The 25,764-nt window shown below is 39.7% G+C and carries 27 protein-coding genes and 1 tRNA gene; 13 read left to right on the forward strand and 15 right to left on the reverse strand.

Annotated features, from left to right (window positions below):
* Nucleotides 1-81: 81 nt before the first annotated feature.
* Nucleotides 82-399 (reverse strand): 2Fe-2S iron-sulfur cluster-binding protein, encoded by a 318-nt coding sequence (locus tag IQ276_RS04135; RefSeq protein ID WP_073640310.1) that lies wholly within the window; start codon nt 397-399, stop codon nt 82-84.
* A gap of 464 nt (nt 400-863) precedes the next feature.
* On the opposite strand from IQ276_RS04135, the gene acnB reads away from it, so the two are divergent.
* The 7 genes from acnB (at nt 864) to IQ276_RS04170 (ending at nt 7,031) form a co-directional block, all read left to right on the forward strand.
* Nucleotides 864-3,494: a bifunctional aconitate hydratase 2/2-methylisocitrate dehydratase gene (gene acnB / locus IQ276_RS04140; RefSeq protein ID WP_193916197.1), complete on the forward strand. Its 2,631-nt coding sequence runs from the start codon at nt 864-866 to the stop codon at nt 3,492-3,494.
* 204 nt (nt 3,495-3,698) lie between these two features.
* Entirely contained in the window at nt 3,699-4,793 is a 1,095-nt protein-coding gene (locus IQ276_RS04145) for a DUF262 domain-containing protein (RefSeq protein WP_193916194.1), read from the forward strand.
* Nucleotides 4,790-5,509 carry an MAE_28990/MAE_18760 family HEPN-like nuclease gene (locus IQ276_RS04150; protein WP_190883525.1) on the forward strand — a complete coding sequence of 240 codons (720 nt, stop codon included), beginning with the start codon at nt 4,790-4,792 and terminating at the stop codon, nt 5,507-5,509. Before IQ276_RS04145 ends, IQ276_RS04150 begins: the two co-directional genes overlap by 4 nt.
* Before the next feature lie 82 nt (nt 5,510-5,591).
* A complete protein-coding gene (locus IQ276_RS04155) occupies nt 5,592-5,858 on the forward strand; it encodes a type II toxin-antitoxin system HicB family antitoxin (RefSeq protein ID WP_193916191.1) in 267 nt (88 codons plus the stop codon).
* The gene (locus IQ276_RS04160) at nt 5,851-6,090 is read left to right on the forward strand and encodes a type II toxin-antitoxin system HicA family toxin (RefSeq protein ID WP_193916187.1); all 240 of its coding nucleotides are present in this window, start codon (nt 5,851-5,853) and stop codon (nt 6,088-6,090) included. Before IQ276_RS04155 ends, IQ276_RS04160 begins: the two co-directional genes overlap by 8 nt.
* Before the next feature lie 132 nt (nt 6,091-6,222).
* Nucleotides 6,223-6,558 (forward strand): hypothetical protein, encoded by a 336-nt coding sequence (locus IQ276_RS04165; protein ID WP_193916184.1) that lies wholly within the window; start codon nt 6,223-6,225, stop codon nt 6,556-6,558.
* 170 nt (nt 6,559-6,728) lie between these two features.
* Complete coding sequence (locus IQ276_RS04170; protein ID WP_235115416.1) at nt 6,729-7,031, forward strand: type II toxin-antitoxin system VapC family toxin; 303 nt, start codon at nt 6,729-6,731, stop codon at nt 7,029-7,031.
* Nucleotides 7,032-7,306: 275 nt separating this feature from the next.
* Here IQ276_RS04170 and IQ276_RS04175 read toward each other — a convergent pair whose 3' ends face one another.
* Entirely contained in the window at nt 7,307-8,815 is a 1,509-nt protein-coding gene (locus IQ276_RS04175) for an aminotransferase-like domain-containing protein (RefSeq protein WP_193916181.1), read from the reverse strand.
* Nucleotides 8,816-9,034: 219 nt separating this feature from the next.
* Between IQ276_RS04175 and IQ276_RS04180 the strand changes: the two genes are divergently transcribed.
* Nucleotides 9,035-9,262, forward strand: coding sequence for a hypothetical protein (locus IQ276_RS04180; RefSeq protein ID WP_190882138.1), 228 nt, complete (start codon nt 9,035-9,037; stop codon nt 9,260-9,262).
* 255 nt (nt 9,263-9,517) lie between these two features.
* On the opposite strand, the gene IQ276_RS04185 is transcribed toward IQ276_RS04180, so the two are convergent.
* The 6 genes from IQ276_RS04185 to IQ276_RS40040 all read right to left on the reverse strand — a co-directional run bounded on the left by IQ276_RS04185 (nt 9,518) and on the right by IQ276_RS40040 (nt 14,779).
* Nucleotides 9,518-10,258 carry a dienelactone hydrolase family protein gene (locus IQ276_RS04185; RefSeq protein WP_193916178.1) on the reverse strand — a complete coding sequence of 247 codons (741 nt, stop codon included), beginning with the start codon at nt 10,256-10,258 and terminating at the stop codon, nt 9,518-9,520.
* Between the two features lie 431 nt (nt 10,259-10,689).
* Nucleotides 10,690-12,663: a tetratricopeptide repeat protein gene (locus IQ276_RS04190; RefSeq protein ID WP_193916175.1), complete on the reverse strand. Its 1,974-nt coding sequence runs from the start codon at nt 12,661-12,663 to the stop codon at nt 10,690-10,692.
* Nucleotides 12,664-12,666: 3 nt separating this feature from the next.
* Nucleotides 12,667-13,893 carry a zinc metalloprotease gene (locus IQ276_RS04195; protein ID WP_193916172.1) on the reverse strand — a complete coding sequence of 409 codons (1,227 nt, stop codon included), beginning with the start codon at nt 13,891-13,893 and terminating at the stop codon, nt 12,667-12,669.
* 289 nt (nt 13,894-14,182) lie between these two features.
* Nucleotides 14,183-14,305 (reverse strand): hypothetical protein, encoded by a 123-nt coding sequence (locus IQ276_RS40030; protein WP_255264301.1) that lies wholly within the window; start codon nt 14,303-14,305, stop codon nt 14,183-14,185.
* 114 nt (nt 14,306-14,419) lie between these two features.
* The gene (locus IQ276_RS40035; RefSeq protein ID WP_255264301.1) at nt 14,420-14,542 is read right to left on the reverse strand and encodes a hypothetical protein; all 123 of its coding nucleotides are present in this window, start codon (nt 14,540-14,542) and stop codon (nt 14,420-14,422) included.
* A gap of 114 nt (nt 14,543-14,656) precedes the next feature.
* Nucleotides 14,657-14,779 carry a hypothetical protein gene (locus IQ276_RS40040; RefSeq protein ID WP_255264301.1) on the reverse strand — a complete coding sequence of 41 codons (123 nt, stop codon included), beginning with the start codon at nt 14,777-14,779 and terminating at the stop codon, nt 14,657-14,659.
* 503 nt (nt 14,780-15,282) lie between these two features.
* On the opposite strand from IQ276_RS40040, the gene IQ276_RS04200 reads away from it, so the two are divergent.
* The 3 genes from IQ276_RS04200 (at nt 15,283) to IQ276_RS04210 (ending at nt 16,686) form a co-directional block, all read left to right on the forward strand.
* A complete protein-coding gene (locus tag IQ276_RS04200; protein WP_193916169.1) occupies nt 15,283-15,813 on the forward strand; it encodes a DM13 domain-containing protein in 531 nt (176 codons plus the stop codon).
* 162 nt (nt 15,814-15,975) lie between these two features.
* The gene (locus IQ276_RS04205; protein ID WP_228042997.1) at nt 15,976-16,164 is read left to right on the forward strand and encodes a hypothetical protein; all 189 of its coding nucleotides are present in this window, start codon (nt 15,976-15,978) and stop codon (nt 16,162-16,164) included.
* Nucleotides 16,165-16,188: 24 nt separating this feature from the next.
* The gene (locus IQ276_RS04210; RefSeq protein WP_235115417.1) at nt 16,189-16,686 is read left to right on the forward strand and encodes a quercetin 2,3-dioxygenase; all 498 of its coding nucleotides are present in this window, start codon (nt 16,189-16,191) and stop codon (nt 16,684-16,686) included.
* Between the two features lie 55 nt (nt 16,687-16,741).
* Here the strand turns inward: IQ276_RS04210 and IQ276_RS04215 are convergent, their stop codons facing one another.
* From IQ276_RS04215 to IQ276_RS04240, 6 genes are all read right to left on the reverse strand, one after another.
* Nucleotides 16,742-17,950, reverse strand: coding sequence for a CapA family protein (locus tag IQ276_RS04215; protein ID WP_193921900.1), 1,209 nt, complete (start codon nt 17,948-17,950; stop codon nt 16,742-16,744).
* A 114-nt stretch (nt 17,951-18,064) separates the two neighbouring features.
* Nucleotides 18,065-18,149, reverse strand: a tRNA-Ser gene (locus IQ276_RS04220).
* A gap of 121 nt (nt 18,150-18,270) precedes the next feature.
* The gene (locus tag IQ276_RS04225; RefSeq protein ID WP_193921902.1) at nt 18,271-18,459 is read right to left on the reverse strand and encodes a hypothetical protein; all 189 of its coding nucleotides are present in this window, start codon (nt 18,457-18,459) and stop codon (nt 18,271-18,273) included.
* A 55-nt stretch (nt 18,460-18,514) separates the two neighbouring features.
* Nucleotides 18,515-19,066: a hypothetical protein gene (locus tag IQ276_RS04230; protein WP_193921904.1), complete on the reverse strand. Its 552-nt coding sequence runs from the start codon at nt 19,064-19,066 to the stop codon at nt 18,515-18,517.
* A 214-nt stretch (nt 19,067-19,280) separates the two neighbouring features.
* Nucleotides 19,281-20,858 (reverse strand): ABC transporter ATP-binding protein, encoded by a 1,578-nt coding sequence (locus IQ276_RS04235; protein WP_193921906.1) that lies wholly within the window; start codon nt 20,856-20,858, stop codon nt 19,281-19,283.
* A gap of 112 nt (nt 20,859-20,970) precedes the next feature.
* On the reverse strand, nt 20,971-22,113 hold the full coding sequence (locus tag IQ276_RS04240; RefSeq protein ID WP_235115418.1) for a BMP family ABC transporter substrate-binding protein: 1,143 nt from the start codon (nt 22,111-22,113) through the stop codon (nt 20,971-20,973).
* A 271-nt stretch (nt 22,114-22,384) separates the two neighbouring features.
* Between IQ276_RS04240 and IQ276_RS04245 the strand changes: the two genes are divergently transcribed.
* Both IQ276_RS04245 and IQ276_RS04250 read left to right on the forward strand, forming a co-directional pair.
* Nucleotides 22,385-23,932, forward strand: coding sequence for an acyl--CoA ligase (locus IQ276_RS04245; protein WP_235115419.1), 1,548 nt, complete (start codon nt 22,385-22,387; stop codon nt 23,930-23,932).
* 47 nt (nt 23,933-23,979) lie between these two features.
* Entirely contained in the window at nt 23,980-24,213 is a 234-nt protein-coding gene (locus tag IQ276_RS04250; protein ID WP_235115420.1) for a hypothetical protein, read from the forward strand.
* Nucleotides 24,214-24,672: 459 nt separating this feature from the next.
* Here IQ276_RS04250 and IQ276_RS04255 read toward each other — a convergent pair whose 3' ends face one another.
* Nucleotides 24,673-25,599, reverse strand: a complete 927-nt coding sequence (locus IQ276_RS04255; RefSeq protein WP_193914797.1) for a CPBP family intramembrane glutamic endopeptidase — start codon at nt 25,597-25,599, stop codon at nt 24,673-24,675.
* Nucleotides 25,600-25,764: the final 165 nt, after the last annotated feature.

A 25,764-nucleotide genomic window follows, 5' to 3' on the forward strand; every position in this document is an offset into this window, starting at 1 on the left:
TTATGTTATTTATCAGTTATTCAGTTATCAATAATCAAGCCCTATACTGATAACTGTTCACTGATAATTGTTCACTGATTATTAGTCTTTACCAAATTGCAACTGATAAAGTGCGTCTTCTTTTCCAGTCTCAATTTTCAAATCAGAAAGGGGTTTGGCAACACAAAGCAATACATAACCTTGTTTTTGTAAATGTGGACTAACGCCCATGCCATCAGTTTGATCTACAGTTCCCTCGCTGATTTGACCGGCACAAGTTGTGCAAACGCCTGCATGACAAGAGCTTGGCAAATCTAAACCAGCGGCATCGGCAACTGATAAGATGGTTTCATCTTCAGGGACTTGCAAAGTATGAATTTGACCTTGGTGATGAATTTCTACGGTGTAAGTTTTGGGCATATACAAAAAAGCGTCAAGCAACGGACAAAAAATTTATCTTATCTGATTGAGAGGCGTAGCACCAAATCAAGAAAGATGAAAAGAGAATTATTTTCAAACAGCTAGATCGTGAAAAATAGCTATACAGTAATAATTATAAGTCCTTGCCAGACAAATAAAACTTAAAGTCAGGAGACTCACTTGCTTGAGTAGTGCCCAGTACCGAGTTCTGAGTCGTGACTTTCAACTTATGACTCAAGTGGCTGGCTCTGGGACAGTTATCCTAGAATGCTGAGTACAGACTGATGTTTCTTCACTTGGCAGTGCCAGTTGCTGCAAGTCCGTAGAGCCGCCCCGCACTGGCTCCTTAGCACTGGGCACTCAACACTTTTTTGGTAAAGACTTGTGAGGTTGAATGTTCCTGAAAAGTGGGAAGTGACGAGAAACACTTAAAACAATGTTTGGCTGAATATTTGGAGTGTAGAATGCTGGAATTATATCGTAAACATGTAGTTGAAAGAGCAGCGCTAGGAATTCCCCCCTTACCGTTAGATGCAAAGCAAACATCTGAATTGTGCGAATTACTGAAAAATCCGCCCAAAGGTGAAGAAGATACATTATTGCATTTATTGAGCGATCGCGTCCCCCCCGGTGTCGATGCAGCAGCCTATGTAAAAGCTGGATTTCTGACAGCCATTGCCAAAGAAGAAGTTACCAGTCCTTTAATTTCCCCCATACAAGCGGTGCAATTGCTGGGAACAATGGTAGGCGGCTATAATGTGCCAGCTTTAATTGATTTGCTGCAAGTGCCCACTGTCTCTTTATCAGACTCTTCCGAAACACCTCTAGTGATGGGAGGACAAGGCAAGGAACCCATTGCAGCTTACGCCGCCAACGCCTTAAGTAAAATCCTCTTGGTGTACGATGCTTTCCATGATGTTTTGGAGTTATCGAAAACTAATCCTTTTGCCAAGCGAGTAGTTGACTCTTGGGCTGAAGCTGAGTGGTTTAGCATTCGCCCCACTGTACCAGAAGCGATTACTGTTACTGTTTTTAAAGTTCCTGGCGAAACCAACACCGATGACTTATCCCCCGCCCAAAGCGCCACAACTCGCCCGGATATTCCCTTACACGCCTTAGTAATGCTAGAGTCACGGCAACCGGGAAGTTTACAAACCATTGCCGAACTGAAAAAGCAAGGACATCCTGTGGCTTACGTGGGAGATGTGGTTGGTACAGGTTCCTCCCGGAAATCTGCTATTAATTCGGTGTTGTGGCACATGGGAAATGATATACCTTTTGTGCCAAACAAACGCGCTGGGGGTTATGTTTTAGGTGGTGCGATCGCGCCAATTTTCTTTAACACAGCTGAAGATGCCGGTGCTTTGCCTATTCAGTGCGATGTCACCAAACTAGAAACCGGCATGGTAATTACCATCCATCCCTACAAAGGTGAAATCACCAACGAAGCCGGCGAAGTAATTTCCACCTTCAGCCTCAAACCAGACACCATCCTTGATGAAGTCCGCGCAGGTGGACGCATCCCCCTACTTATCGGGCGTACCCTCACCGATAAAACCCGCCTTGCACTCGGTTTAGAACCCAGCACCCTCTTTATCCGTCCCCAACAACCCAGTGATACAGGCAAAGGCTACACCTTAGCGCAAAAAATGGTGGGTAAAGCTTGCGGATTAACTGGTGTCCGCCCCGGTACATCTTGCGAACCCATCATGACCACCGTTGGTTCCCAGGATACCACAGGCCCCATGACCCGCGACGAATTGAAAGAACTCGCTTGTCTGGGTTTCAGTGCAGACTTAGTAATGCAGAGTTTCTGTCACACAGTAGCTTATCCCAAACCAGTAGACATTAAAACCCACCACGACCTCCCCGACTTCTTTGCCCAACGTGGCGGTGTCGCCTTGCGTCCCGGCGATGGTATCATCCACTCTTGGTTAAACCGGATGCTGCTACCCGACACCGTAGGAACTGGCGGCGACTCCCACACCCGCTTTCCCTTAGGAATTTCCTTCCCCGCCGGTTCTGGGTTAGTAGCCTTTGCTGGGGCTTTGGGCGTCATGCCTTTGGATATGCCAGAGTCAGTGCTGGTAAGATTCAAAGGTGAATTACAACCCGGTGTCACCCTGCGGGATATCGTTAACGCCATTCCCTACGTCGCAATTCAAAAAGGTTTGCTAACAGTCGAGAAGCAAAACAAGAAAAATGTCTTCTCCGGGCGAATTTTAGAAATTGAAGGTTTGCCAGATTTGAAAGTTGAACAAGCCTTTGAACTCGCCGACGCCACCGCCGAACGTTCTTGTGCAGGTTCTACCATTAAGCTGAGTGTAGAGACAATTTCGGAATATCTGCGTTCTAATGTAGCACTTTTGAAAAACTTGATTGCACGGGGCTATCATGATGCCCGTACCATCCTGCGGCGGATTGCCAAAATGGAAGAATGGTTAGCAAATCCCGTGTTATTAGAAGCCGATGCCGATGCTGAGTATGCTGAAATCATTGAAATTGATTTGAACGAAATCAAAGAACCAATTGTTGCGGCTCCCAATGACCCCGATAATGTTAAATTATTATCGGAAGTTGCTAATGATCCAGTGCAAGAAGTATTCCTGGGTTCATGTATGACGAATATCGGTCATTATCGAGCAACAGCGAAAGTTTTGGAAGGTGCTGGTGAAGTGAAAACCCGCCTGTGGATAGCACCACCAACCCGCATGGATGAACACCAATTAAAAGAAGAAGGAGTGTACGCCATTTTTGGGGCTGCGGGTGCGAGGACAGAAATACCAGGATGCAGTTTGTGTATGGGAAATCAGGCGCGAGTTGCTGATGGTACAACAGTGTTTTCAACTTCTACGCGCAACTTCAATAATCGCATGGGTAAAGATGCGCGAGTGTATCTTGGTTCAGCGGAATTAGCCGCAGTTTGTGCGCTGTTAGGACGCATTCCTACAGTGCAGGAATATTTGGATATTGTGTCGAGGAAGATTGATCCTTTTGCTGATGATTTGTATCGCTATTTGAACTTCGATCAAATCGCCGGTTTTGAGGATGAAGGAAGAGTGATTTCCAAAGAAGAACAAGCTTTGTTGGTATAGTTTGATTAGGGTGAGTCTTAATGGCTCACCTTCACTGCATAAGTTACATTTTATTTATGGCATTTCAAATGAGTTATGAACTTTAGCTTATATAATTTATACCTTCAACCGCTTTAACTTAATCCAAGCGTAAAAGTATTTATATTACTCTGCGTAATACAAAAATCTCTAACCGTAAACATTAACACAAACAAATTGTCAAATATGGCTTCTCAATTAGAAATTACAGATGAACGTAAAGAAAACGCTGAAGCAGAAATTCGTGACAAAACAAAGCGTGTTGACTACAACACCTTAGAATATCCCATAGAAGTGATTGTTCAAAAATACTTAGATGGAAAAGATGAAGAAGAAAATGAATTATTTATTCCAGACTATCAACGAGAAATGGCTTGGGATGAAGATAGACAATCAAAATTTATAGAATCTGTAATGTTAGGTTTACCAATCCCCTCAATTTTTGTTGCTGATATATCAGGTTCAGACGATTTAGCACGTTTAGAAATTATAGATGGAACCCAACGTATTCGTACTTTAGCTAATTTTATTAACAATGATCTAAAATTACAAAATCTTAAGAAATTGGAGAGTCTGAATGGGTTTACTTTTCGAGATTTACCGTTACCACGTCAAAGACGTTTTAATAGAACCACGATGAGAATGATTCAATTAACAGAAGAAGCAGATGAAGAAATTAGAAGGGATCTTTTTGAGAGAATCAATAGTGGTAGTGTTGAATTGAATGAAATGGAGAAACGAAGGGGATCTCAACCAGGAAAGTTTCTCGATTTAATTGAGGAATTGTCAAAAGAACAAAAATTTCGTGCTTTATGTTCTTTTACTGAAATTCAAATAAATAAAAGAGATCCGCAGGAATTTATTCTACGCTTTTTTGCATTTCTAAATAATTATAGAAGCTACCCTGGTAAAAGTAATATTCATAAATTTTTAGATGATTATTTAAAACAAGAAAATGAATCAAAAACATTAGATATTAATGCGTCAAAAGATGAATTTAAGTCAATGTTAAATTTTGTTAAAAAATATTTTCCAGATGCTTTACATACTTATGTGAAGAGAAAGAATGACTACGAGCCTATAACTAGAATTAAGTTTGAATCCATTACAGTGGGAATTGCTCTAGCATTAAGACAAAATCAGACATTAATACCAAAATCTACTGATTTTTTATATTCTGAAGAATTTAAAAAACTAACAAAGTCTGATGCTAGTAGTTCTCAAAATAAAGTTATTCGTCGTATTGAGTATGTTCGCGATCAGCTTTTAGGTAATTCATGAAAAGTATATTATTTCAAAATTTTGATGAACGCGCTCAAGAAGTTAGTAGATACTTTTTCTTTTTGAAAAACCTAGAGAAAGGTTCAATTAAGTTAAGTATGGGTAATGCTAATAATATTAAAACCAAACTAATAAATAATAATTTAGAGAAAACTCTTAAAGCAACAGGATATTTATTACTCTATAACCTAGTTGAAGCTACGATGCGTAATGCAATTGAAACAATTTTTGATGAATTAAAAAATAAAAGAGTTTCTTTCGATGAAGTCAGGGAAGAAATAAGAAAAATTATTATTAACCATGTTAGAGATAAAGATATTCAATCCACGGATGCTCTTTTATTAGGTCTCCAAAATATTTCAGTTGATATCATATCAGTTACCTTTGATGCTCTTGCTAAGAAAGAGAATAAGAAAAGACTATTTTCAGGTAATGTGGATGCGAAAGAAATAAGAAATACAGCAAAAACTTATGGTTTTTCATGCCAGACTAATAATATTAAAACTAGAGATGGAAGTGATTTACTAACAATTAAAACTAATAGAAATGATTTAGCACATGGTTTTAAGTCATTTGAGGAAGTTGGTAGAAATGCTACTGCTGATGAGTTATTGAAAATTCAAAAAAGAGTTATATGTTATTTAAGAGAGATATTAGAGAATATAGAGTTGTATTTATCTAACGAAGAATATTTAAAAAATAACATTGAAAACTAATCTATAAATCAACAAAAATATAAAGTATAAGTCAAACTGCGATCGCGCTAGATTATTTATGAAACTCAACAGTTAAACAAAAATGAACTTTTATACCGTTGTACTCAGACAAAGTTGTGGCTATTGGGTTGCTTTATGTTTAGAAAATGGTATTGTCGGCCAGGGGAATACTCAAGAAGATGCAATTAATAAACTGAAAGAAGCAATTGAATCCTTTGAAATTGTTTATAAGACTGAAACTAATATTTATAAATCTCCTATTTCAATCGAGCAATTACATGAATTTTTATTTGTTGAAGAAAAAGAACAAGATTCAGGGATATACGAATTAAGGAAGGTTTATGCCTAAGAATATACCTTCCTTGAAACCAAAGGAGTTAATTAAGCTTTTAGAACAAGCAGGTTGCACATTTCATAGAGAAGGAAAAGGCGACCATAGTTTATATAGTCGTGCAGTTGAAGGACAACGAAGAGTCGTTCCTATAGATATGGGTGCAAAAGAAATGTCTCCTGGTTATGTTTTGCGTATTTTTAGGCAGTTTGGTTTTACTGATGAGGAAATTGAAAGTTTGCTAATGTAAATAATTTTGAGTTCTCACATCATAAGCCCAGCCTACAACTAAGGAAAACAAGCTGTGTTGGTATAATTGAATTAACGTGAGTTTTTTGAACTCATCTTCCCTGGAATTAATTTAATGAGGAATAATGTCCTAATGTCTCAACCCAATTTAATTAAGGAAGCTGAAGTCAGTAATAATCGTGCAGAAACTTGTCTGGTGGAAATTTTAAGAGAAATCCAAGAAACACCCAAGGAATACTGGCCAAACTTGCTGGCAATTATTCGGGTTTTTCGTGAAAGTGTAACTATTAAACCAGAATTCTTAACTCCTTCTCAAAAAGAGTTAGATCAACAAGAAGAAGAAATTTTAAATCAACAACATGAAGCACTCAAACAATTAACTAAACAATGGTTAGAAGAAGGAGACGAACAAGAGCAAACAGAAACTTGGGAATATTTGATTCAAGCAATTGATGACAATCAATTTTAAATTTTGCATCAGTTTTTATGAGTAAACTGGTTTTCCTCGATACAAATGTTTTAGGAATGGTAACAAATCCGAAAAACTCTAATCCTATTTGTCAGGAGTGTAAATAATGGCTAGATAAACTACCCTTAAAAGGGTATCAAATAATCTTACCTGAAATTGCTGATTACGAAGTGAGGCGAGAATTACTGAGAGCAGGAAAAACATCAGGTATTAAACGGTTAGATCAACTGAAAAAAGCGATTACTTATTTACCCATTACTACTTCTGTAATGCTTTTAGCAGCGAATTTTTGGGCTGAAGTGAGAAAAGCAGGAAAACCAACTGCTGATCCTAAATCTCTTGATGGTGATGTGATTTTAGCAGCACAAGCCAAAATTGAAGAATTAAAAGGGCATCAAGTTATTATTGCTACTACTAATGTTAAACATCTATCATTATTTGTAGAAGCTCGTGAATGGCAAAGCATTAATTAAATGGTTCAATAAAGTATACCTCAAACTACGATCGCTTTAAATTATTTATGAAGCCTGTAAGCCCAACCCCATAAAGCAATACGGTTCAGTTAAGGCTAAAACCCTTTATCAAAGTCAATTTTTTTAACGAACCACTAAGTACGCAAAGGACGCAAAGGAAGAGAAGGAAGAGAAGGAAGAGAAGAAAGATGCTTAACTGAACTGTATTGCCCCATAAAGTCCCTACATCAAATTTATATTTCTTCATATACATTGAATTTTTCTTGCCGACTTACTTATGAGCGAATCGACGATACAATTACTCGTTGAGATGACAAACCCATAGTGATGGAACTCTCAGTTAAATACTTTTTGATTAGCCGACCAAGAACTTTAATGCCATGTTCAATATCCTCTGGTGTGTGGCAAAAGTTCAAGCGCATCGCCGGATAGCCTTGTCTGAGAAAAAATGCAGCACCACTAGCAACGAGGACATTGTGTGATAATGCTTCAGAGCAAATTGCTTGAATAGGTAAATGGTTTGGCAGATGAGTCCACAGAAATAAACCACCTTGGGGAATCGTCCAGGCGATCGCTTCAGGAAAATAATTTTCCAAAGCTTGCAACATCACATTCCGACTTTGCAAGTTACTAATACGTAAACGATTCAGGTGACGGCGATAATGTCCCGATGCTAAAAACTCGCTTACAATTGCCTGAGATACCGTAGATACATGCAAGTCATTGAGTAATTTCTGCTTCACCAGAGGTTGATAATGCTCACCTGGCACCACCATGTAACCAACTCGCACTCCAGGCATCAGGGTTTTTGAGAATGTGCTGATGTAAGTCACCAAATTATGGCGATCGAATGCCTTGATGGGAGGAGGAACTGGTTCAAAATTTAACCCTTCGTAAGCATTATCTTCCATAATCAAACACTCGTACTGTTGTGCCAACGTTAATAACGCTTGTCGATGAGCTTGGGAAGTTGTAATACCGGTTGGATTGTGTAAAGTACTAATGGTGTAAATTAATTTTGGTCGATGGCTTTTGAGATACTGCTCCAGCAATTCCAAATTCATTCCCTCCGCAGTCATGGGAATTCCTATGACTTTGGCTTGTAAGTTTTCCAGAATTCCCAATGCACCATGATAGGTTGGTGTTTCCACAATCACCCAGTCATCTTTTTGCAGGTAGTATTGCATAGCTAAAGATAGAGCTTGTTGTGAGCCAGCGGTAATAATTATTTCTTCCGGGGAAACCTCTAACCCTTGTTGGACTAACATCTGAGCAATCAGTTGCCGCAGTATAAATTGTCCTTCAGGGAAGTCTTCTCTAAAAAGGGTATCCCCTGCTTTAGCCAATGCCCGTTTAGCAACCTGTTGAAGATTATCTGAGATGGTAGTACAGGGAAAACCTGAACTGAACTCAATAATGTCTCGCTGCCGTCGAGCCTGAATTGAAGCTGTATATTGCTCGAAAAAAGACCCACTACCTTGTGAAATTATCACTTCTTGAGATGGTGCAAAGGTCGAACGCAAAGTCAGACCAGAGGATACTTTTATTGTACGGTTGACAAAATAGCCGGAACCCTGGCGAGCATGTATGAGTCCATCAGCTTCTAAGAGACTGTAAGCCTCAATAACAGTCAACTTATTAACTTGAATACTCGTGGACATTGCCCGAATAGAAGGAAGTTTTTGTCTATCTGGTATTTTGCCAGATTGAATCAAACGACTAAGATAATTGCGAATCTGTAGATATATCGGGGTTGGTGAATGCCGATCTAAAGGAATATTCACAATGCAATCCTTCCTTCGGGATGATAGCAGGGATTATAGGCAATATTAAGAGATTTTTGTGTGTTTGAACTGGTACAGTTGGGCGCATTTTGACTAGAACAGTTGTAAATACTATGACTGTACCAGTCAAAATTGAGCAAATCTGTACCTTCTAATTGGGATGTAAGCAAGCGAATCTAGAAAGTATCTGATGTTCGATTGAGTCGGGAAGATTTTTCTATGAAGATAGTTGATAAATGGTTGGTACTAAAATCAAAACTTCAAAACGCTTGGCACAGTTTAGTTACAGTAATTACAAGCAGTTCTCAATTGCAAGTTTGGGAAACACGCCTTGCCAATGGGGATTGTTCTTGGCACGCCTATGACCCGATGACAGGACGTTCTGCTTCTTTTGGCTCTGAAACTGAAATGCGAGTATGGATTGAAACGCAGTATTACAGCAGATAAATGAAGAACGAACCGCCAAGAACGCATTCGCGCAGCGTCTCGTCAGAGAAGGACGCAAAGAAAGAAATAAGAAGTCAAAAAAATTTAGCGCAGCCTTATAAAGAAACGGTATTAGCAACAAGTAAGGGACTTCCAAATAAAAAAATATCCTAAAACTGATGCAAAAACCCTCTGTATTTTTCCTCTCTCTGTGTTCTCTGCGCCTCTGTGGTTCGATAATTTATTTCTCGGAAATCCCTAAGAAAAAAAATTTCTTCAGTTTGCAAACACACCTTCCAAGAAAGGTATTATTTCAGCCCAAGCAGAGGTAGTAGCAGCAGAATCGTAGCGATAACCGTCGTCACGCATGAAGGTATGTTCTGCTTCATACAAGAGAACTTTATGGGGTACATTAGCATTTTCTAGAGCTTTAATTATGGTTTGTCGGTCAGAGTCTGGGATATGAGGGTCGAGTGTACCGAACACCATTAGCATCTGGGCTTTGATTTCACTAACTCGATGGATTGTATCGGCTACACCTTGCCCCAGTTTGCCACTGGGAATGCCAGTAGGATAGCAACAGACACAAGCTTTAATTTCGCTGTTAAATGCTGCACGAAAAGCTAAATGTCCTCCAATACAAAAGCCGAGAGTGCCTATCTTGCCTGGAGAAACTGCACTTTCTGTCTTGAGAAATTCGATTACAGCATGGCAATCTTCATCATAATGTGCGATCGCAGTTCGGCGAGCGTCATCATTACCACGCATCCGACCGAGATCGTTTGGTTCAATAACTTGCCCAATTGGCTCAAGGCGATGAAAAATTTCGGGTGCCGCCACTACATAGCCATATCCTGCCAAGTAGTTAGCTAAACGAATTATCGGCTCGCCTAACTGATAAATATCACTGTAAAATACAATACCGGGATAAAGTCCTGGTGTTTTAGGAGACGCTACATAGACACGCATCAAACTGTCATCGACTCTTAACTCGACATTCCGTTTAGTGATTTGCACTGTTTTTTCTCCGTTTCATGTCTGCTTTGATTAGCTTTTATACAAGTGAATTAAGAGTGACAGTAGCTGACTGCCATAACAAGGACGTATCCTTTCATTATTTCCCTTTGTAGTGAAACTGGGGAGTTATCCAGGAACAATTTTGATCAATTCCGTCTTCAGATTGAAATTTACAGCTATACCTCTTGTTAACTGAGGTACAGATAATATTTTGAAATGCAGAGGGGCGCAAAGGAAAGCGCAGAGGTACGCAGAGATTTGTTTTTTGTAGTGCGATCGCTTTAAAGATTTTTAGCAAACAATATTATAAATTATGAAAATCAAACTCAGATAACTGAGATAATAGAAGAAGTTGCGATCGCACCTTTAATTTACAAGTGCGATCGCGCTAGATTATTTATGAAACCTGTAAGCCGAACCCTATGAAGTCCCTATCCCTTGCTAAGACTAGATAAATTTTCCTCTACTTCAGCACGATCTGTGGCATCGGGATTAAGCCGAAGATAAGTCTGGAGGTCTGTAGATGCAGCATCAGACTGACCTAAACTAATTAATACGATCGCGCGATTTTGATAGAAATCTGGATTATCTGGTGATAAAGCGATCGCAGCTGCTAAATCACTCAAAGCTTCTGGTAGTTGTCCAAGTTCGTAGTGAAGTGTAGCCCGATTTGCTAATAATAAAGGTTGCTGTGAATTTAAAGCAAGTGCCGCATTATAATCTAATAAAGCTGCTTCCAGATATCCCCATGCTTCAAATGCTTGAGCGCGGCCAATCAATGCTGGAGTCAGAGTAGGTTCTAAATCAAGAGCCACTGAATAAGCCTTAGTTGCTTCTTCGGGCAGACCTTTTAAATAATAGCAATGTCCGATATTCATCCAGACTTCATAGTATGGTGGGCTAAGCTCAATAGCTTGGTGATAATCATTCAAAGCATTTTCCAAATAACCCAGGCGTTGGTAAACATTACCGCGATCGTTGTAGTACTCTGAGTAGTTTGGATCGGCAGCGATCGCAGCTGTAAAATAAATCACAGCTTCTTCTAATTCGCCCATTGCTGCGTATACTTGGGCAATGTTATAGTCCAAAACTGAGCGATGTAATCGATGTTGACCTTCACTTAAATGGTTTTTGAATTCTTCAATTGCCGACTTACAAAGTTTAATTGCTTCTTCAGGGAAACCTTGACGGTGTTTAACAAGTGCTAAACCGTTCATATCGAAAGCAGTCATAAAATGTCTATCATCAGCTGGAATATCTGCCGTTGATTCTGCTAAGATACTCAGACTGCGATTGAGATAATCTTCAGCTAAAGCATGGTCATGTTCCGGCAGAAAGCGAGTATGGAACATTGCCATTATGTAATAAGCTCGAACTAACTGCGCTGGTGCATCAAGTTTGAGGAGAGCTTCTTCTTGAACAATTTGATATGCTTTGGTAATATTTCCTGTTGTTGCGTAGCAATTAAAAAGATTCCCAACCATATTCCATCGCATGTTATTGTCTTTTCCACAAAGATGGTCAAGTTGAGTAGCAACGGGTTCACAGTATACTAATGCATCTTCATAAAAACCTTGGTGATTATAAGTTCCCAATAGTCTTGCTTGCCAAATCAATGCTTTTTCAGGTTGGTCACTTTGTAACCAATATGAAACCAGGCGCGGTCCATGAATTTCAAGTTCAATAGAATCTCTACCAATTTGTTCTTCCAACTTTTGCGCCAGTTGGGACATTTTTGCTTGGGAAATTACTACTTCTGGTTTTGGTGGTAATTCCAAACTAATCTTTTGCGCTAAAAACTGATGATTTAAGTGAGCGATCGCAGTTTCACCAGTATTAGGAGCAGCAGCAAAGACTAAACTTAACTTTAGTTTCTGTCCTCGACGACGGACGAGTTCAGCAAAAAAGCGGCGTACTAAAAATCCTGCTTGTTCATAATCATTACAAGCAATCAACCAAGGAGAAGCATCTGTGTAATCAAACCAGGAATCTAGTAAATTGATTACCCCATGTATGATTCTATAGGCTCGATCTAAAGGATAATTCCGTACCCTTTCATCATCAATAGAACTATCTGTTAAATTCGGGTTTTTAACTGATATTTGACGCCTTAAACCAGGCAAAATCATTGCTAATTCATAGCTATGTTTTTCAATTAAATGTGGTGCTTTTTCTTGAATATCTGGTAAAAGTTGATTTAGCCATTCATTTAATCCAGACCATAACCCATCTTCTTGGGTATTAAAGGATAGCAGCCAAGTTTTTGCTTTATTTTCTTCACCTACCTGTAACCATTGCTGCAAAATTTCTAACCTGGAACTACCCGATTCTCCCTCCAGCAAAATCACCTTAGCAATTTCTGGTTGTTGTAAAATATTTTGTTCGAGAGTATTTTGGCGGTTCATAATTTATCTCCTTTTAGTAAGACGTAAACTGTTAATCCAAAGAAAAATACCAATACCTTGAATTCCAAAAACCAGCAATCCCATTACTAGGGCATCGGTGAAGGCATAAGGATTAGATTCATACCCTGCACTCAACGTGCCTAAAAGTAGGGAAGCATAATTCCACATTGTTGGAATACCAATGAAAAACAGCGACCAAAATGCAGCGATGTGACCTAAAACGTAGATAATAGCGTAACAGCGAATCACTCGCATTTCGCCTCTAGGAATAGAGGATTGGTCAGTGGGATGAGAAAATCTGAATAATCGAAATATTTGGTTTTGTAAGAAAACCTTTGTATCCTTCATCAGACTTCTACATCTAAAAAAATTAGCAATGACGTAGTAAAAATCAGTCCGAACAAAGAAATAGCATTGCCAAATTAAACCTAGTAGATAGCTCAAAGCGATCGCTTGCATTAGCTGTAAAACAATGGGAGATATTACCACCCAATTTTCTTGTTGAGCAAACAAAATCAGCAGCAAGACAGAAGTTAATACAACATCTAGCAATGGCCCTGCAAGAAAAGGTAGATACCGCTGATTTCGAGGCACACCCCATATCCCCGTCATATCTGTTTCTGCTACGAGTATCCAAAGGCGATTGCTAAGTCTTAATTGGCAAGAAACACCCACTGCTTTAGCAGCGACTAAATGAGCCATCTCATGTAAAAAGACTGCGATAACATTAATTCCAGTTAAAATTAACGTCATCATAGTGACATTTTTTGTAAAGACAAAAGCTTGATAACTAGGCAAAATTTCGGGTTTAAAGCTAAGAGCAGCTACAGCAAAAAATATGACTATTCCACAACCAATTAGTACCTTTTTGCTAAATAATTTTTGAGCAGATGACTGCGAAATATGGGTAAAATGATTTATTTGCTTTGGTTGCTTGGTATGTGTTGGTAAAATTGTTTGTCTAGAAGATAGAATATTAACAAAATCATTTTCTTCTAGAACTTCTAGCAGACCTTCAATATCTGGCACTTCATTATATTTTTGCTGGTAAAGCCGTTGTGCTTGTCCAATAGTTTTTCCAGCAGCCAAATAGTCCAGTAACTCTATTGCATCAGAGGGTAATGCTAGAAAAATATTAGTATCTACTCGCCCAATAATGAATTCATCTCCTTCAGATTGGCGAGTAAATGGATAAATAGAAACCAGAGCATCAGCAGGATATCTGGTCACGTCAAGTTTCCTTATTAATGTAATGTTGTAAGAATTCAGAATGGGCTACGCCCCGCTGCGCTAACAGGAGTCAGAATTCAGGAGTCAGAATCAATATACCTCTTCCTAAACTCCTGATTTTAAACTCTTTCTTTCTGTGCGCCTAGAGCGCCTCTGCGCGATCTCAAAAATCTTTATTAATTAGTGGGGGATTGTACCCCACCACTAATTTCAGGTAAAGTATGTAGTTAGCTCAATGAACTATTTTTAATGTCAAGCTGAAATTAAATAACTCATTGATTATTTGAACTTACCAGCAACTACTACATATCCAGCAAACATAAGCAGCTGCTCTGGTTGTTCTGAGTGTCTCAACTTCACGAATCACAAATTTCTTCATCGTTTTAGGTTGAATAGATTCTACAGTTTTCATTGTTTTTTCCTTGTTTTTGATGTTTGTTTTGGGCAATATTTGTTACCCTTATGTTTATGAATATAGATAACAATCGGGTAAAACTAGGGGAGGTAATTGAATGAATTTCGCAAATTACCAGCAACTACTACATATCCAGCAGACATAAGCGGCTGCTCTGGTTGTTCTGAGTGTCTCAACTTCACGAATCACAAATTTCTTCATTGTTTTAGGTTGAATAGATTCTACAGTTTTCATTGTTTTTTCCTTGTTTTTGATGTTTGTTTTGGGCAATATTTGTTACCCTTATGTTTATGAATATAGATAACAATCGGGTAAAACTAGGGGAGGTACTTGAATGAATTTCGCAAATTACCAGCAACTACTACATATCCAGCAGACATAAGCGGCTGCTCTGGTTGTTCTGAGTGTCTCAACTTCACGAATCACAAATTTCTTCATTGTTTTAGGTTGAATAGATTCTACAGTTTTCATTGTTTTTTCCTTCTTTTGATGTTTGTTTTCGGCAGTCTTCTCTGCCCTTGTGTTTATGAATATAGAGAGTAATCGGGTAAAACTAGGGGAGGCAATTAAATTAATTTCAGAAATTTTTAGCAGTGCTTCAATGGATTTAAAAGCAATAAATTTCAGTTAAGCACTTCTGAACTCTATGTTCTCTGCGTCTTGGCAGTCTTCCCTTCTCTACGAGAGGCTACGCATCTACGTAAAAAAATTGACAACGACTTGTTGCGAGTTCTCACCTTGTCTCCCCACTCCCCAGTTCCGTGTCGCAACTTAAAAACTTCCTGTAATTACTGACAGGTTGAAAATTTAAATTTTGCTGATAAATCTATAAGAACTTTCTAAGCCAAATATCAGCTTTCTAGCTATTATTCCTTAGATATCCATAATTTTTAGACTAATTATTAAAGTAATAATTAGTTCAAACTTAAACCCAAAATCTATATCGTTCATTGATCCATTGAGGTATTGAAAGCATGAAAATCAGATATTTGTTAATTATCAGTTTATCTTCTCTTGTTATAGTTAGCTGTGTACAAAAAGTATCCAATAAGCAGTCTAATGAAAGTCCTGCGGCTGTAAGTGCATCTGTTCCTGTCTCATCAACTCAGACCAAGCCTTTAGCCCAATCAGCACAATCTCAAAATTCAATTATTATCAAATCAGGCACATTTGTTTCTGGAGAACATACAACTCAAGGAACAGTCCGTATTACGAAAAAAGACGGTAAATCATTTCTAGAGCTTGACCAGTCGTTTAAAACCTCTGAACAAGGGCCGGATTTAGTAGTAATTTTACATCGTTCAAATAACGTCATCAATTCAACCAAGCCACCATCCTATCCCTTAAAAAAGGGAGACTATATTATCGTTGCTCGTTTACAAAAATATAGCGGCGCTCAGACTTATTCCATTCCTGAAAATATAAATTTAGCAGACTATAAATCTGCTGCTATCTGGTGTCGCAAGTTTAATGCTACTTTTGGTGCTGCCAATTTGAGTTTGTAAAGATTAACCAAAAACTCAAGAATAAATCACAGAGAAAAAGTTTATGAAATTAGAAGGTAAACTTGCCTTAGTTACTGGTAGCAGTCAAGGCATCGGACAGGGAATTGTTTTGCGTCATGGTGGATTACTTTGGAATTATCAAGAACAGTAGAGAGAAAAACTATGTCAGATTCATCCTTATTTATTCCAGTAATTCTTGGTACTCCCCATCAAGGTCGCCAAAGCGAACACGTTGCTAAATTTATTGTCGAGCAGATTGCAGCACGCGATCGCCTAGAAACCGAACTCATCGATATTAGAAAAATGGCGATCATGCCCCATGCCCAATGCCCCATGCCCAACTCGGTATAAAATTTTAAAAGTGAGGAAATTACCATGACAGTCAATCAAAAAGAATTATTGCAACAACCAGGACAAGGTTCTTCTTACTGGGTGCTTGGAGATTTATATACTTTTAAAGCTGTAGGTGAGGAAACTGGTCAAGCCTATGCCCTAATTGAGATTATCATTCAACCACAAAGCAGTACACCTCCTCACGTTCATAGTCATGAGGATGAAGCTTTTTATATTCAAGAGGGTGAATTGGAATTTCAATTGCATGACCAAACAATATTAGCAACTCCTGGAACTTTTCTCCATTTTCCTAAAGGACAGATTCATGGGTTTACAAACATCGGTTTAGAACCAGTAAAATTGCTGTGTTGGCTGACGCCAGCAGGGTTAGAAAAGTTTTTCATGGAAATAGGTGTGCCAGTTTCAGAAAGTATCTCATCAACTACTGTTAGTCCCGCAGATATGGAAAAAGTTTTGGCAACTGCTCCCAGCTACGGTATAAAAATTATTCCTCCACCTGTTGAATCTTTGCAGGGATGAGAAATGGTTCTATTTTAGATTTTAAGTTTTCAATGAACAATCCAAAATTTAAAATCTAAAATCTAAAATTTGCTGAATCCGAGGGCGATCGCTGTGATTTATTATGTAGAACAATTTCCCCTTTTTTATTAATCTTCACCGGATTTTTAGGAAAAGCTTGATTATTCAAATAACGCATAAGTTTCACAGTCCGAAAATGCCGATCTACTTGAGGGATTCCCTGCCGATCCATGCGAATGGGAATAATTTTACTTGATACCAAATTTCCAGATGAATTGAGTTTGACTTCTAAAATGAGTGAGTCACCTGCTTGAGCATTTGTAGATAAAGTCCGATATCCCAAAAAATTCCCTAAAGAATAAGCTATGATTTTTTTCTTATAAATTTCCATCGCTCTGGGAACGTGAGGCCCGTGTCCCAGTACTAAGTCTGCTCCTGCATCAATCATTTTTCTGGCAAAATTGATTGAATTACCTCGGTTTTCTCCATAAAAAAACTCTGTCTGATTCTTAACGTGTAGTGCTTCTGTTCCCTCAGCTCCAGCGTGCATCGATACTATTACAATGTTGGCATTATTTTTAGCTTCTGTTACGAGTTTTTCAGCTGCTGCTAAATTATGGATGGAATTATACATTTCATAAGGAGAAAAACCAATCATTCCCACAGGGATATTGTTAGCTTTTAGATAGAGAATTTGATTTTTATGACCTAATGTGGCAATCCCCACAGCCTCAAGATTCTTCTTTGTATCTTTGAACCCTACCAGACCAAAATCCATTGCATGGTTATTCGCCATATTGAATACATTAAAACCAGCCTTACCAAATAGCTGAGCATATGCAGGTGGAGAGCGAAATGCAAAGACTTGTCCTCGACTAATATCTTTAGTAGTGTAGGGATAATTAGTTAAGCTACTTTCAAAGTTACCAAATAAGATATCAGATCCTTGCAAGTGGGTTCTCACTGATTTTGGTAATAATTGCTCTCGAAAGCGGGGTAATCTGTAGTTAGGAAAATTAGTACCAGGAATAATATCTCCAACAGCTTTAATGGTAACGGTGCGTGGAAAAGTTTGTTTTTTTGATGTTGGTGGCGTAGATTCAGGTATAGTTAATGGTAATAAACCAGGTTCAGCAGGTGTAGTAGCAGCATTTGTTCGCTGCGATCGCCCAACCCGAATGAAGACTCCTGCACTAATACCCAGATAAAAACAGACACCAATACAAGCAAACGAAACTGGTCGCCGCAAGCTCGAACTCGTCATCGTTCATTCCTCACACGATGGCATTAGTTTATCCTATAAATATGTACTGTTAGTGTATATTTTAGTATTCTTTGCCAAATATCTGGCTAAGTAATTACGCATACATGAGAAAAACGGAGAGGGGGGGATTCGAACCCCCGTTGAGTTTCCCCAAAACGCATTTCGAGTGCGTCACCATGAACCGCTCGGACACCTCTCCAATTATTTTTCACAGATTTGAGATTTATTTAGATTCAAATCTTGCGAAATTAGGGAAATGTTAATGTATCCCCTTTAGCATTATAGCATTTTGATTTTAATTGAGCGATCGCACTTACAAGCTAGAACAAGCTAAAAGCATTTCCTAGCAATGGAATAGGAATCTGCGTTAAGCCCAAGATGCCTGCTGTAACTGAGTTTGAGCCGCCGCCCTCAATTGTGTCTATTCTGGCGATCGAGTTTACGATCGCCAGAAAAATACGCTCAAAGCCTGAATTCTCGGTGAAAATGAGGCATTGAAGAAGTCGCACTACTTCATTAATTCCAATTGAGGCACTGGGAACTCAGCATCTAAAAATAAGCAATTTAACCAAGATAAGGGTATTGTGGCGGTTTAATTTTCAATAATTCTGTCCAGTATCGGATAGCATTAGTTTTGGTGGTTTTGATGTCACGCGATTTATGAACTCTGCCTATTTCCATCAGAAAATATGTCAATTTCATAGCAGTAACTAAGTTGATTAATCTTACCGCTTTCAAATGTTGTAAAAACAAGTGAATTAGAATTTTGAATTTTTGTTGATGACGAAAATACATCCACCATTTCATTTGATGTATAGCGATACTGGTTTGATAACCTAATATGGTTTCTACTTCAGTTAATTTATCTTTAGCTTGATTATAAAGCTGGATTTCTCGTTCAAAATTACCTATTTTTTGGGCATTAGCAGCATCATCAGCTAATTGATAAGCCTGACTAATTAAGTTACCTGCGGTTTCTGCCTGTTGGTGAGTATAACCAAGTTTCATATATATGGTAGCTGCTGCTGATGCCAATTCTGCAAACTTTTCGGCATCATGTAACCAATATATTTGTGCGTGTAATTCCCCTAATGTGGCTGCTAAACTCTCATTCATGTTAAATTTAAGCTTTTTTGTCAGGTGATTGACCACAGCAATATTTTAGATGAAGCGATCGCCCTTTATCCCTTCCTTAGTAAAACTCACTGATAATTTGATTTTTCAGACTTAGGGACTTCCAAAAAATAAATTATCCCAAATTATTTTTACATTTGTAGGGGCGCACAGCTGTGCGCCCCTACGGTGGGATGTTTTTTTAATTGGAAGTCCCTTATTTGATTGATGGGCAATCAAAACCAATTCCTGCCATCCAGCTACCGATTTCATCGCGGTTAGTATGGGCAATTGGCTTGAGGGGAGAAATTTGTCCTTTATAGATTGCACCAATGCGATCGCACAATGCAAACAATTCATCCAAATCTTCAGAAATCACCAGCACTGCTGCACCTGTATCTCGCATTTCAATCAATGCTTCATGAATTCTGGCAGTGGCGTTGACATCCACGCCCCAAGTTGGATGTGCTGCAATTAATACAGCTGGATTTTGGGATATCTCCCGCCCCATAATAAACTTTTGCAAGTTGCCCCCGGATAAACTAGCAGCAACAGAATTTACCCCCGCTTGGTTAACATTGAAAGCATCACAAATTCTTTGAGTCCAGGTTTTTAACTTGCCAAAGCGAATCATCCCCCGGCGTAACAACCCTTGTCCGTGGGCTGTCAGCAAAGCATTTTCCAGTAAAGTTAAACTTGGCACCACACTTTTTTCTAAACGTTCTTCTGGAACATATCCCAATCCCAGGCGGCGACGCGCAGTAACACCACTTTTGGCTATGGGCATTTCACCTAGCATAATCATTTCTGCCTGGGGAGAGATGATTTCACCACTCAAAGCTGATATTAATTCCGTTTGTCCATTCCCCGCCACTCCAGCAATACCAACGATTTCGCCAGTGTGAATTTCCAAATTAATGTTTTGCAAGGTTGTGCCGTAAGGATTTTCGGGTTTAACATGTAAATCCTTAACCAGCAAGCAAACTGGCCCTGGGGGAGATGAGGGAGATGAGGGAGAAAGTAATTCTTCTTTCCTCCCAGTCCCCAGTCCCCAGTCCCCAGTCCCTGACACATCAGCACCAATCATCATCCTGACTAGATTCGCTGCTGTTTCTGCTTGGGGGTTACAATTAGCAACGACTTTACCTTGACGCAGCACTGTAGCATGACTGCACAGAGATTGTACCTCTGGCAATTTGTGACTGCTAAATAAAATACTGCAACCATCAGAGGCGATTTGCCTTAAAGTAGCAAAGAGTGTTTCCGTTTCTTGGGGAGTGAGAACCGCCGTTGGTTCATCTAAAATCAGCAATTTTGGACGTTGGTACAAACACCGGAGAATTTCTAGGCGCTGTTTTTCACCAACTGAAAGGGTATGAACAGGGCGATCGCAATCTATATTTAAACCGTATGCTGCTGATAGTGTGATAATTCTTTTAGCAACTCGTGATAAATCCCATTTTTCGCTACGAGGCAGCGTCAGGGCGATATTTTGTGTAACAGTCAGCGTTTCAAATAAATTAAAGTGCTGAAATACCATTCCAATGAACAGAGATATTGCCTCAGTTGGACTATTAATATTAACCTGTCGCCCTTCCCAAAGAATTTCACCAGCATCCGGACGCACTAACCCATAGATAATTTTCATTAAGGTACTCTTACCCGCTCCATTTTCCCCCAAAAGAGCATGAATTTCTCCCGGTTGAATTGCCAAGTTTACCTGATGATTCGCCACAAAGCCAGAATACGATTTGCTAATATTTCTCACCTGCAACCGAGAAACTGACTTATTCATTTTTTCCTCAAGCTAAAAAGATAAAAAGGAGTCAGAATTCAGAATTCAGAATTCTGAATACTCTACCCATGTTCGCGCAGCGTCTCGTAGAGAAGAAATAAGAGTTTCAGAACTAGGATTTATCTTGAGGAATTGACCCTTCAATTCCTTCAACGTACCAATCCATCGCCAGTTGTTGCTTATCATCTAACACCTTACCTTTTGGGACTCGCACTACACCTTTTTGGTCTTTCACTGGCCCATCAAAAGGATGTGCAGTACCTTGAATAAATTCATCTCGCTTAGCATTTACTAATTGTTGTACATCAGTTGGAATCACTTGATTCATCGGAGAAATATCTACCATTTCTTGACCAATACCATCCCAAACGTCTTGAGATTTCCAAGCATTGGTCATTACAGCCAAAGCTTTATCTGTATAGAATTTGCCCCATTTGTTAATAGCTGATGTCAGGTGAGCTTTTTGACCGAACTTGCTCATATCAGTGTTATAGCCAAAAGCATAAATGCCTTTTTCCTCAGCCAATTGTACAACAGCACCAGAGTCTGTATGCTGGGTCAGGACATCTGCACCTAAATTAACCAAAGCTTGCGCTGCTTCTCTTTCTTTAGCTGGATCGTACCAAGTTTGTGCCCAAAGTACCTTAACTTTTGCCTGGGGATTTGTTACCCGCATTCCTTGAGCAAATGCACTGATTCCCCGAACTACTTCCGGAATTGGATATGCGCCAATAAAACCAATTACATTTGATTTTGTCATCTTGCCAGCAATCATGCCGGTTAAGTAACGCGGTTCTTCAAAACGTCCCAAATAAGTGCCAACATTAGCAGCACGTTTGTATCCTGTACAGTGTTCAAAGAAAATGTTAGGAAACTCCTTGGCAACTTTAATTGTTGGGTTCATGTAGCCAAAGGAAGTTGTGAAAATCAACTTGTTACCATCTAATGCTAATTGGCGAATTACTCTTTCAGCATCAGCACCTTCATTGACATTTTCCACAAAGGTAGTTTTTACCTTATCTTGAAGATTGGCTTCCATGTGTCTGCGACCTAAATCATGAGCATAAGTCCAGCCAAAATCACCCACAGGCCCTATATAAACAAATCCCACTTTCAGGGGTTCATTTACTACTACAGGCGATGCCAAAGGAGATACTTCACCCGATGAATTGGAATTTCTGCCTTGAATACAACTAGTTAAGGCAAAGCTAGATCCTGCTAAAGTAACATAGTTAATAAATTTCCGACGATCCATATTTATCGATTTGGTTGAGCTGCTGAAAAAGTTTTTTCTGATTTATTAGTAGCGACAGACACAAGATTGACTTAATTTTAGCTTGGGACTGGGGACTGGGGAATGGGGAATGGGGACTGGGGATTGGGGAAGATGAGGGAGATGAGGGGGATGAGGGAGACAAGGGGAATTGGAGACACGGAAACAACTTGCAACAAGTCTTTCCCCTTATCTTCCCATCCTCTTCCCAATCCCCAGTACCCAGTACCCAATACCTTTTGGAGGTTTTGAAATGAATTTATTTGAGCTTTTAGCAGGAGAAGACAATCATTTAGCCCTAGTTACGCCTGGGGGGCGATCGCTAACTTATAAGCAATTGCGCGAAAATGTTACTGGGCTGGTATCCCAACTCCATAGCTTTGGACTCAAACCCCAAGAACGCATTGCCATTGCCATGACTAACGGTTCACCGATGGCAATTACTTTTCTCGCTGCTGCTTTATCTGGCACCGCTGCACCTTTGAATCCCAAATACAAGCAAGAAGAATTTGCCTTCTACTATGCAGATACCCAGGCAAAAGCACTGATTACGCTGTCTGAGGAACCAGAAGCAGCCATTGCCGCCCTCCCACCCGATATGATGCTGATTAATGCCAAAGTCAACACGGACGGCACTTTGAGCTTTGAATTAGGGCATCGGGCATGGGGCATCGGGCATAGGGAAGAGGATGTGGGGAAAGAAGAATTACTTTCTCCCTCATCCCCCTCATCCCCCTCATCCCCCTCATCTGACGATATAGCAATGATTCTCCACACCAGCGGCACCACCAGCCGTCCCAAGCGGGTGCCAATTCGTCATCGCAATCTCATTGCTTCTGCCAACAACATTATTGGTGCTTATTCACTCACCGCAGCTGACACTACACTTTGTTTAATGCCGCTATTCCACGTTCACGGCTTAGTGGGCTGTTTGTTGGCAACTCTGGGATCTGGCGGTACACTGGTTTGTCCCAATGGTTTTAATGCCCTAGAGTTTTGGAAACTGGTAGAAACCTACAAACCTACCTGGTACTCCGCAGCACCAACCATGCACCAGACAATTTTGGCACGCGCTAGCCGCAACACAGAAATTGTGAAAGCGAATCCCTTCCGTTTTATTCGCTCTAGTAGTGCTTCTTTGCCCCCCATTATCATCGAACAACTGGAGGCAACTCTCAATGCTCCTGTGGTGGAATCTTACAGCATGACTGAAGCATCCCACTTAATGACTACTAATCCCTTGCCGCCAAAAGTCCGCAAACCTGGTACTGTCGGTTATGGCTTCGGTGTAGAAGTCGGCACTATGGACTCCGAAGGTAACCTGCTACCCCAAGGAAGTTTGGGCGAGGTGGTGGTAAAAGCACCAAATGTCATTGACGGCTATGAAAATAACCCAGAAGCCAACGCCACTGCTTTTGTAAATGGTTGGTTCCGCACAGGGGATCAAGGTACAGTCGATGAAGATGGCTATCTCCGCCTGACTGGACGGATTAAAGAATTGATTAACCGGGGTGGGGAAAAAATTTCTCCCTTAGAAGTAGATGATATTTTGCTGCGCCATCCCGCCGTCGCTGAAGCCCTAGCCTTTGCCGTCCCCCACAAATCTTTAGGAGAAGATATCCATGCAGCTGTTGTCCTCAAAGCAGAAGCCAGCGAAAAAGAACTTTTAACTCACTGTTCAACCATGCTGGCAAATTTCAAAGTGCCCAAGCAAATTCACATTTTAGATCAACTACCCCGTGGTGCCACTGGGAAACTGCAACGGTTGGCGATGGCGAAGTTGCTTAATATAGGGGAGTAGGGAGTAGGGAGTGTGGGAGTGGGGAAAATCAAGAAATCATTGAGCCTTTGAGCCTGGAAGTTGAGCCTTTGAACTCGGAAGTTGAGCCTTTGAGCCTGGAAGTTGAGCCTTTGAGCCTGGAAGTTGAGCCTTTGAGCCTGGAAGTTGCACCTTTGAGCCTGGAAGTTGCACCTTTGAGCCTGGAAGTTGCACCTTTGAGCCTGGAAGTTGAACCTTTGAACTCGGAAGTTGAACCTTTGAACTCGGAAGTTGCACCTTTGAGCCTGGAGTTGCACCTTTGAGCTTGGAAGTTGCACCTTTGAGCCTGGAAGTTGCACCTTTGAACTCGGAAATTGCACCTTGACTCTTAAATCTTGGCCTTTAGAGGATGTTTGAAAAGTTTTTTTCTCGGTAGCAAAAGGTTCTAGATACCCCTAAATCCACCAATTTAGGGACTTCCAAATAAAAAATATCCCAAAACCGACGCAAAAACCCTCTGTATTTCTCCTCTCTCTGTGTTCTCTGCGCTTCTGTGGTTCGTTTATAGCTAGTGAGTAGGGGCACGGCACTGCCGTGCCCCTACACCTTTGGATATAATGTTGTACCTGATGTGATTGGGAACCGCTATATTTAGATAATTTATTTCTTGGAAATCCCTTATCGGGGGATTTTGATTCCGGTTCCCCCCTTAAAAAGCAAGACAGTTCACATAAGCCAAAAATCCTGATGTAGAGATGCGATTTATCGCGTCTTCAAACCTTTTAAGTAGAGTGTTCTTTTCGTCTACCAAAGAAGAAGTAGTAGAAAATTGCAATCATTACCCAGAAAACAACCAAACCCACCCTTGGATCTCCAGAATCGTTCATAGTTAATACAGCAGGTGTAGGAATTACCGAATCCTTAGTATTAACAAATAAAAAAGCAAAAATATTATTAGCTGCATGGGCACCTAAAGAAAGTTCCAGCCGATTATCCTTTAGGGTAAGTGCTGAAAAAAATACACCCCATGAAAAGTATTGCAATGCTACCCATATTTCTCCCCGCTGCATTTCTGGGTTACTCAAGTGTGGCAGTGCAAACAGGAAACTAGTAACAATCATTAATACAAGTCGTTGCCGAGATAACAGCCCCAGTCCTTGAAGTAAATAGCCACGAAACAAAAATTCTTCGGCGGAGGTTTGGATGGGAGTAAGCACTAAAACCAAAGGAAAAAGTGGCAGCCACTTGACTAAATCAAAAGTCCATGAATAAACTCGTGGCTGTATTAAATAATCTACTCCTGTGAAGGCTATTAAAATAATCAACCAGACTGCAAAGCCTGATATTAAACGCTGAAATTTAAAAGAACTATCAGCACTAATCAAAGTTTTAATTTTACGTTTGTGTAACCAATTAATCGTTATAAATATACCCAGCCATGCACAAAACACAGGAATACTATAAATAACAAAATACCGAGTTTGTGAGGCTTGTAAATAAAGTTCTAATTGATTGTGAAATTCAGATGGTAAATTTGAAATTTCATTTCCATTTGCAGTACTTGAGACTAAAAATAAAATAGTTGCTAAAATACCTGAAGTGAATGAACCTACATACAAGTAGCAGAAAATAATCAACAAAACTCCTAAAAAATAACGCCACCAATCATTTTGACCTCTTGTGGCAGCATCGAGAAAACTTTGGTTCATACAGTGTTCCTATTAATTATAAAATTGTCGCATAATAAGGTTTTGGAATTTTTCAACTAATCGTACTAAACTATAACCCAATACCGTTCAGTTAAAGTTTATTGGCAAAGAAAACTGGTCTTTCAGACGCAATGAATCGCGTCTCTACATGAATACTTTTAGGCT

This window comes from Desmonostoc muscorum LEGE 12446 (genome assembly GCF_015207005.2).
Classification (GTDB): domain Bacteria; phylum Cyanobacteriota; class Cyanobacteriia; order Cyanobacteriales; family Nostocaceae; genus Nostoc; species Nostoc muscorum.

What these genes read in the sequence shown, in the direction of transcription:
- IQ276_RS04210 (WP_235115417.1), top strand. Translation starts at nt 16,189, where the DNA reads ATGACAGTCAATCAAAAAGAATTATTGCAACAACCAGGACAAGGTTCT.
- acnB (WP_193916197.1), top strand. Translation starts at nt 864, where the DNA reads ATGCTGGAATTATATCGTAAACATGTAGTTGAAAGAGCAGCGCTAGGA.
- IQ276_RS04190 (WP_193916175.1), bottom strand. Translation starts at nt 12,663, where the DNA reads ATGAACCGCCAAAATACTCTCGAACAAAATATTTTACAACAACCAGAA.
- IQ276_RS04165 (WP_193916184.1), top strand. Translation starts at nt 6,223, where the DNA reads ATGTCTCAACCCAATTTAATTAAGGAAGCTGAAGTCAGTAATAATCGT.
- IQ276_RS04255 (WP_193914797.1), bottom strand. Translation starts at nt 25,599, where the DNA reads ATGAACCAAAGTTTTCTCGATGCTGCCACAAGAGGTCAAAATGATTGG.
- IQ276_RS04180 (WP_190882138.1), top strand. Translation starts at nt 9,035, where the DNA reads ATGAAGATAGTTGATAAATGGTTGGTACTAAAATCAAAACTTCAAAAC.
- IQ276_RS40035 (WP_255264301.1), bottom strand. Translation starts at nt 14,542, where the DNA reads ATGAAAACTGTAGAATCTATTCAACCTAAAACAATGAAGAAATTTGTG.
- IQ276_RS04215 (WP_193921900.1), bottom strand. Translation starts at nt 17,950, where the DNA reads ATGACGAGTTCGAGCTTGCGGCGACCAGTTTCGTTTGCTTGTATTGGT.
- IQ276_RS04235 (WP_193921906.1), bottom strand. Translation starts at nt 20,858, where the DNA reads ATGAATAAGTCAGTTTCTCGGTTGCAGGTGAGAAATATTAGCAAATCG.
- IQ276_RS04230 (WP_193921904.1), bottom strand. Translation starts at nt 19,066, where the DNA reads ATGAATGAGAGTTTAGCAGCCACATTAGGGGAATTACACGCACAAATA.
- IQ276_RS04145 (WP_193916194.1), top strand. Translation starts at nt 3,699, where the DNA reads ATGGCTTCTCAATTAGAAATTACAGATGAACGTAAAGAAAACGCTGAA.
- IQ276_RS04160 (WP_193916187.1), top strand. Translation starts at nt 5,851, where the DNA reads ATGCCTAAGAATATACCTTCCTTGAAACCAAAGGAGTTAATTAAGCTT.
- IQ276_RS04240 (WP_235115418.1), bottom strand. Translation starts at nt 22,113, where the DNA reads ATGGATCGTCGGAAATTTATTAACTATGTTACTTTAGCAGGATCTAGC.
- IQ276_RS04155 (WP_193916191.1), top strand. Translation starts at nt 5,592, where the DNA reads ATGAACTTTTATACCGTTGTACTCAGACAAAGTTGTGGCTATTGGGTT.
- IQ276_RS40030 (WP_255264301.1), bottom strand. Translation starts at nt 14,305, where the DNA reads ATGAAAACTGTAGAATCTATTCAACCTAAAACGATGAAGAAATTTGTG.
- IQ276_RS04135 (WP_073640310.1), bottom strand. Translation starts at nt 399, where the DNA reads ATGCCCAAAACTTACACCGTAGAAATTCATCACCAAGGTCAAATTCAT.
- IQ276_RS04245 (WP_235115419.1), top strand. Translation starts at nt 22,385, where the DNA reads ATGAATTTATTTGAGCTTTTAGCAGGAGAAGACAATCATTTAGCCCTA.
- IQ276_RS04150 (WP_190883525.1), top strand. Translation starts at nt 4,790, where the DNA reads ATGAAAAGTATATTATTTCAAAATTTTGATGAACGCGCTCAAGAAGTT.
- IQ276_RS40040 (WP_255264301.1), bottom strand. Translation starts at nt 14,779, where the DNA reads ATGAAAACTGTAGAATCTATTCAACCTAAAACAATGAAGAAATTTGTG.
- IQ276_RS04200 (WP_193916169.1), top strand. Translation starts at nt 15,283, where the DNA reads ATGAAAATCAGATATTTGTTAATTATCAGTTTATCTTCTCTTGTTATA.
- IQ276_RS04205 (WP_228042997.1), top strand. Translation starts at nt 15,976, where the DNA reads ATGTCAGATTCATCCTTATTTATTCCAGTAATTCTTGGTACTCCCCAT.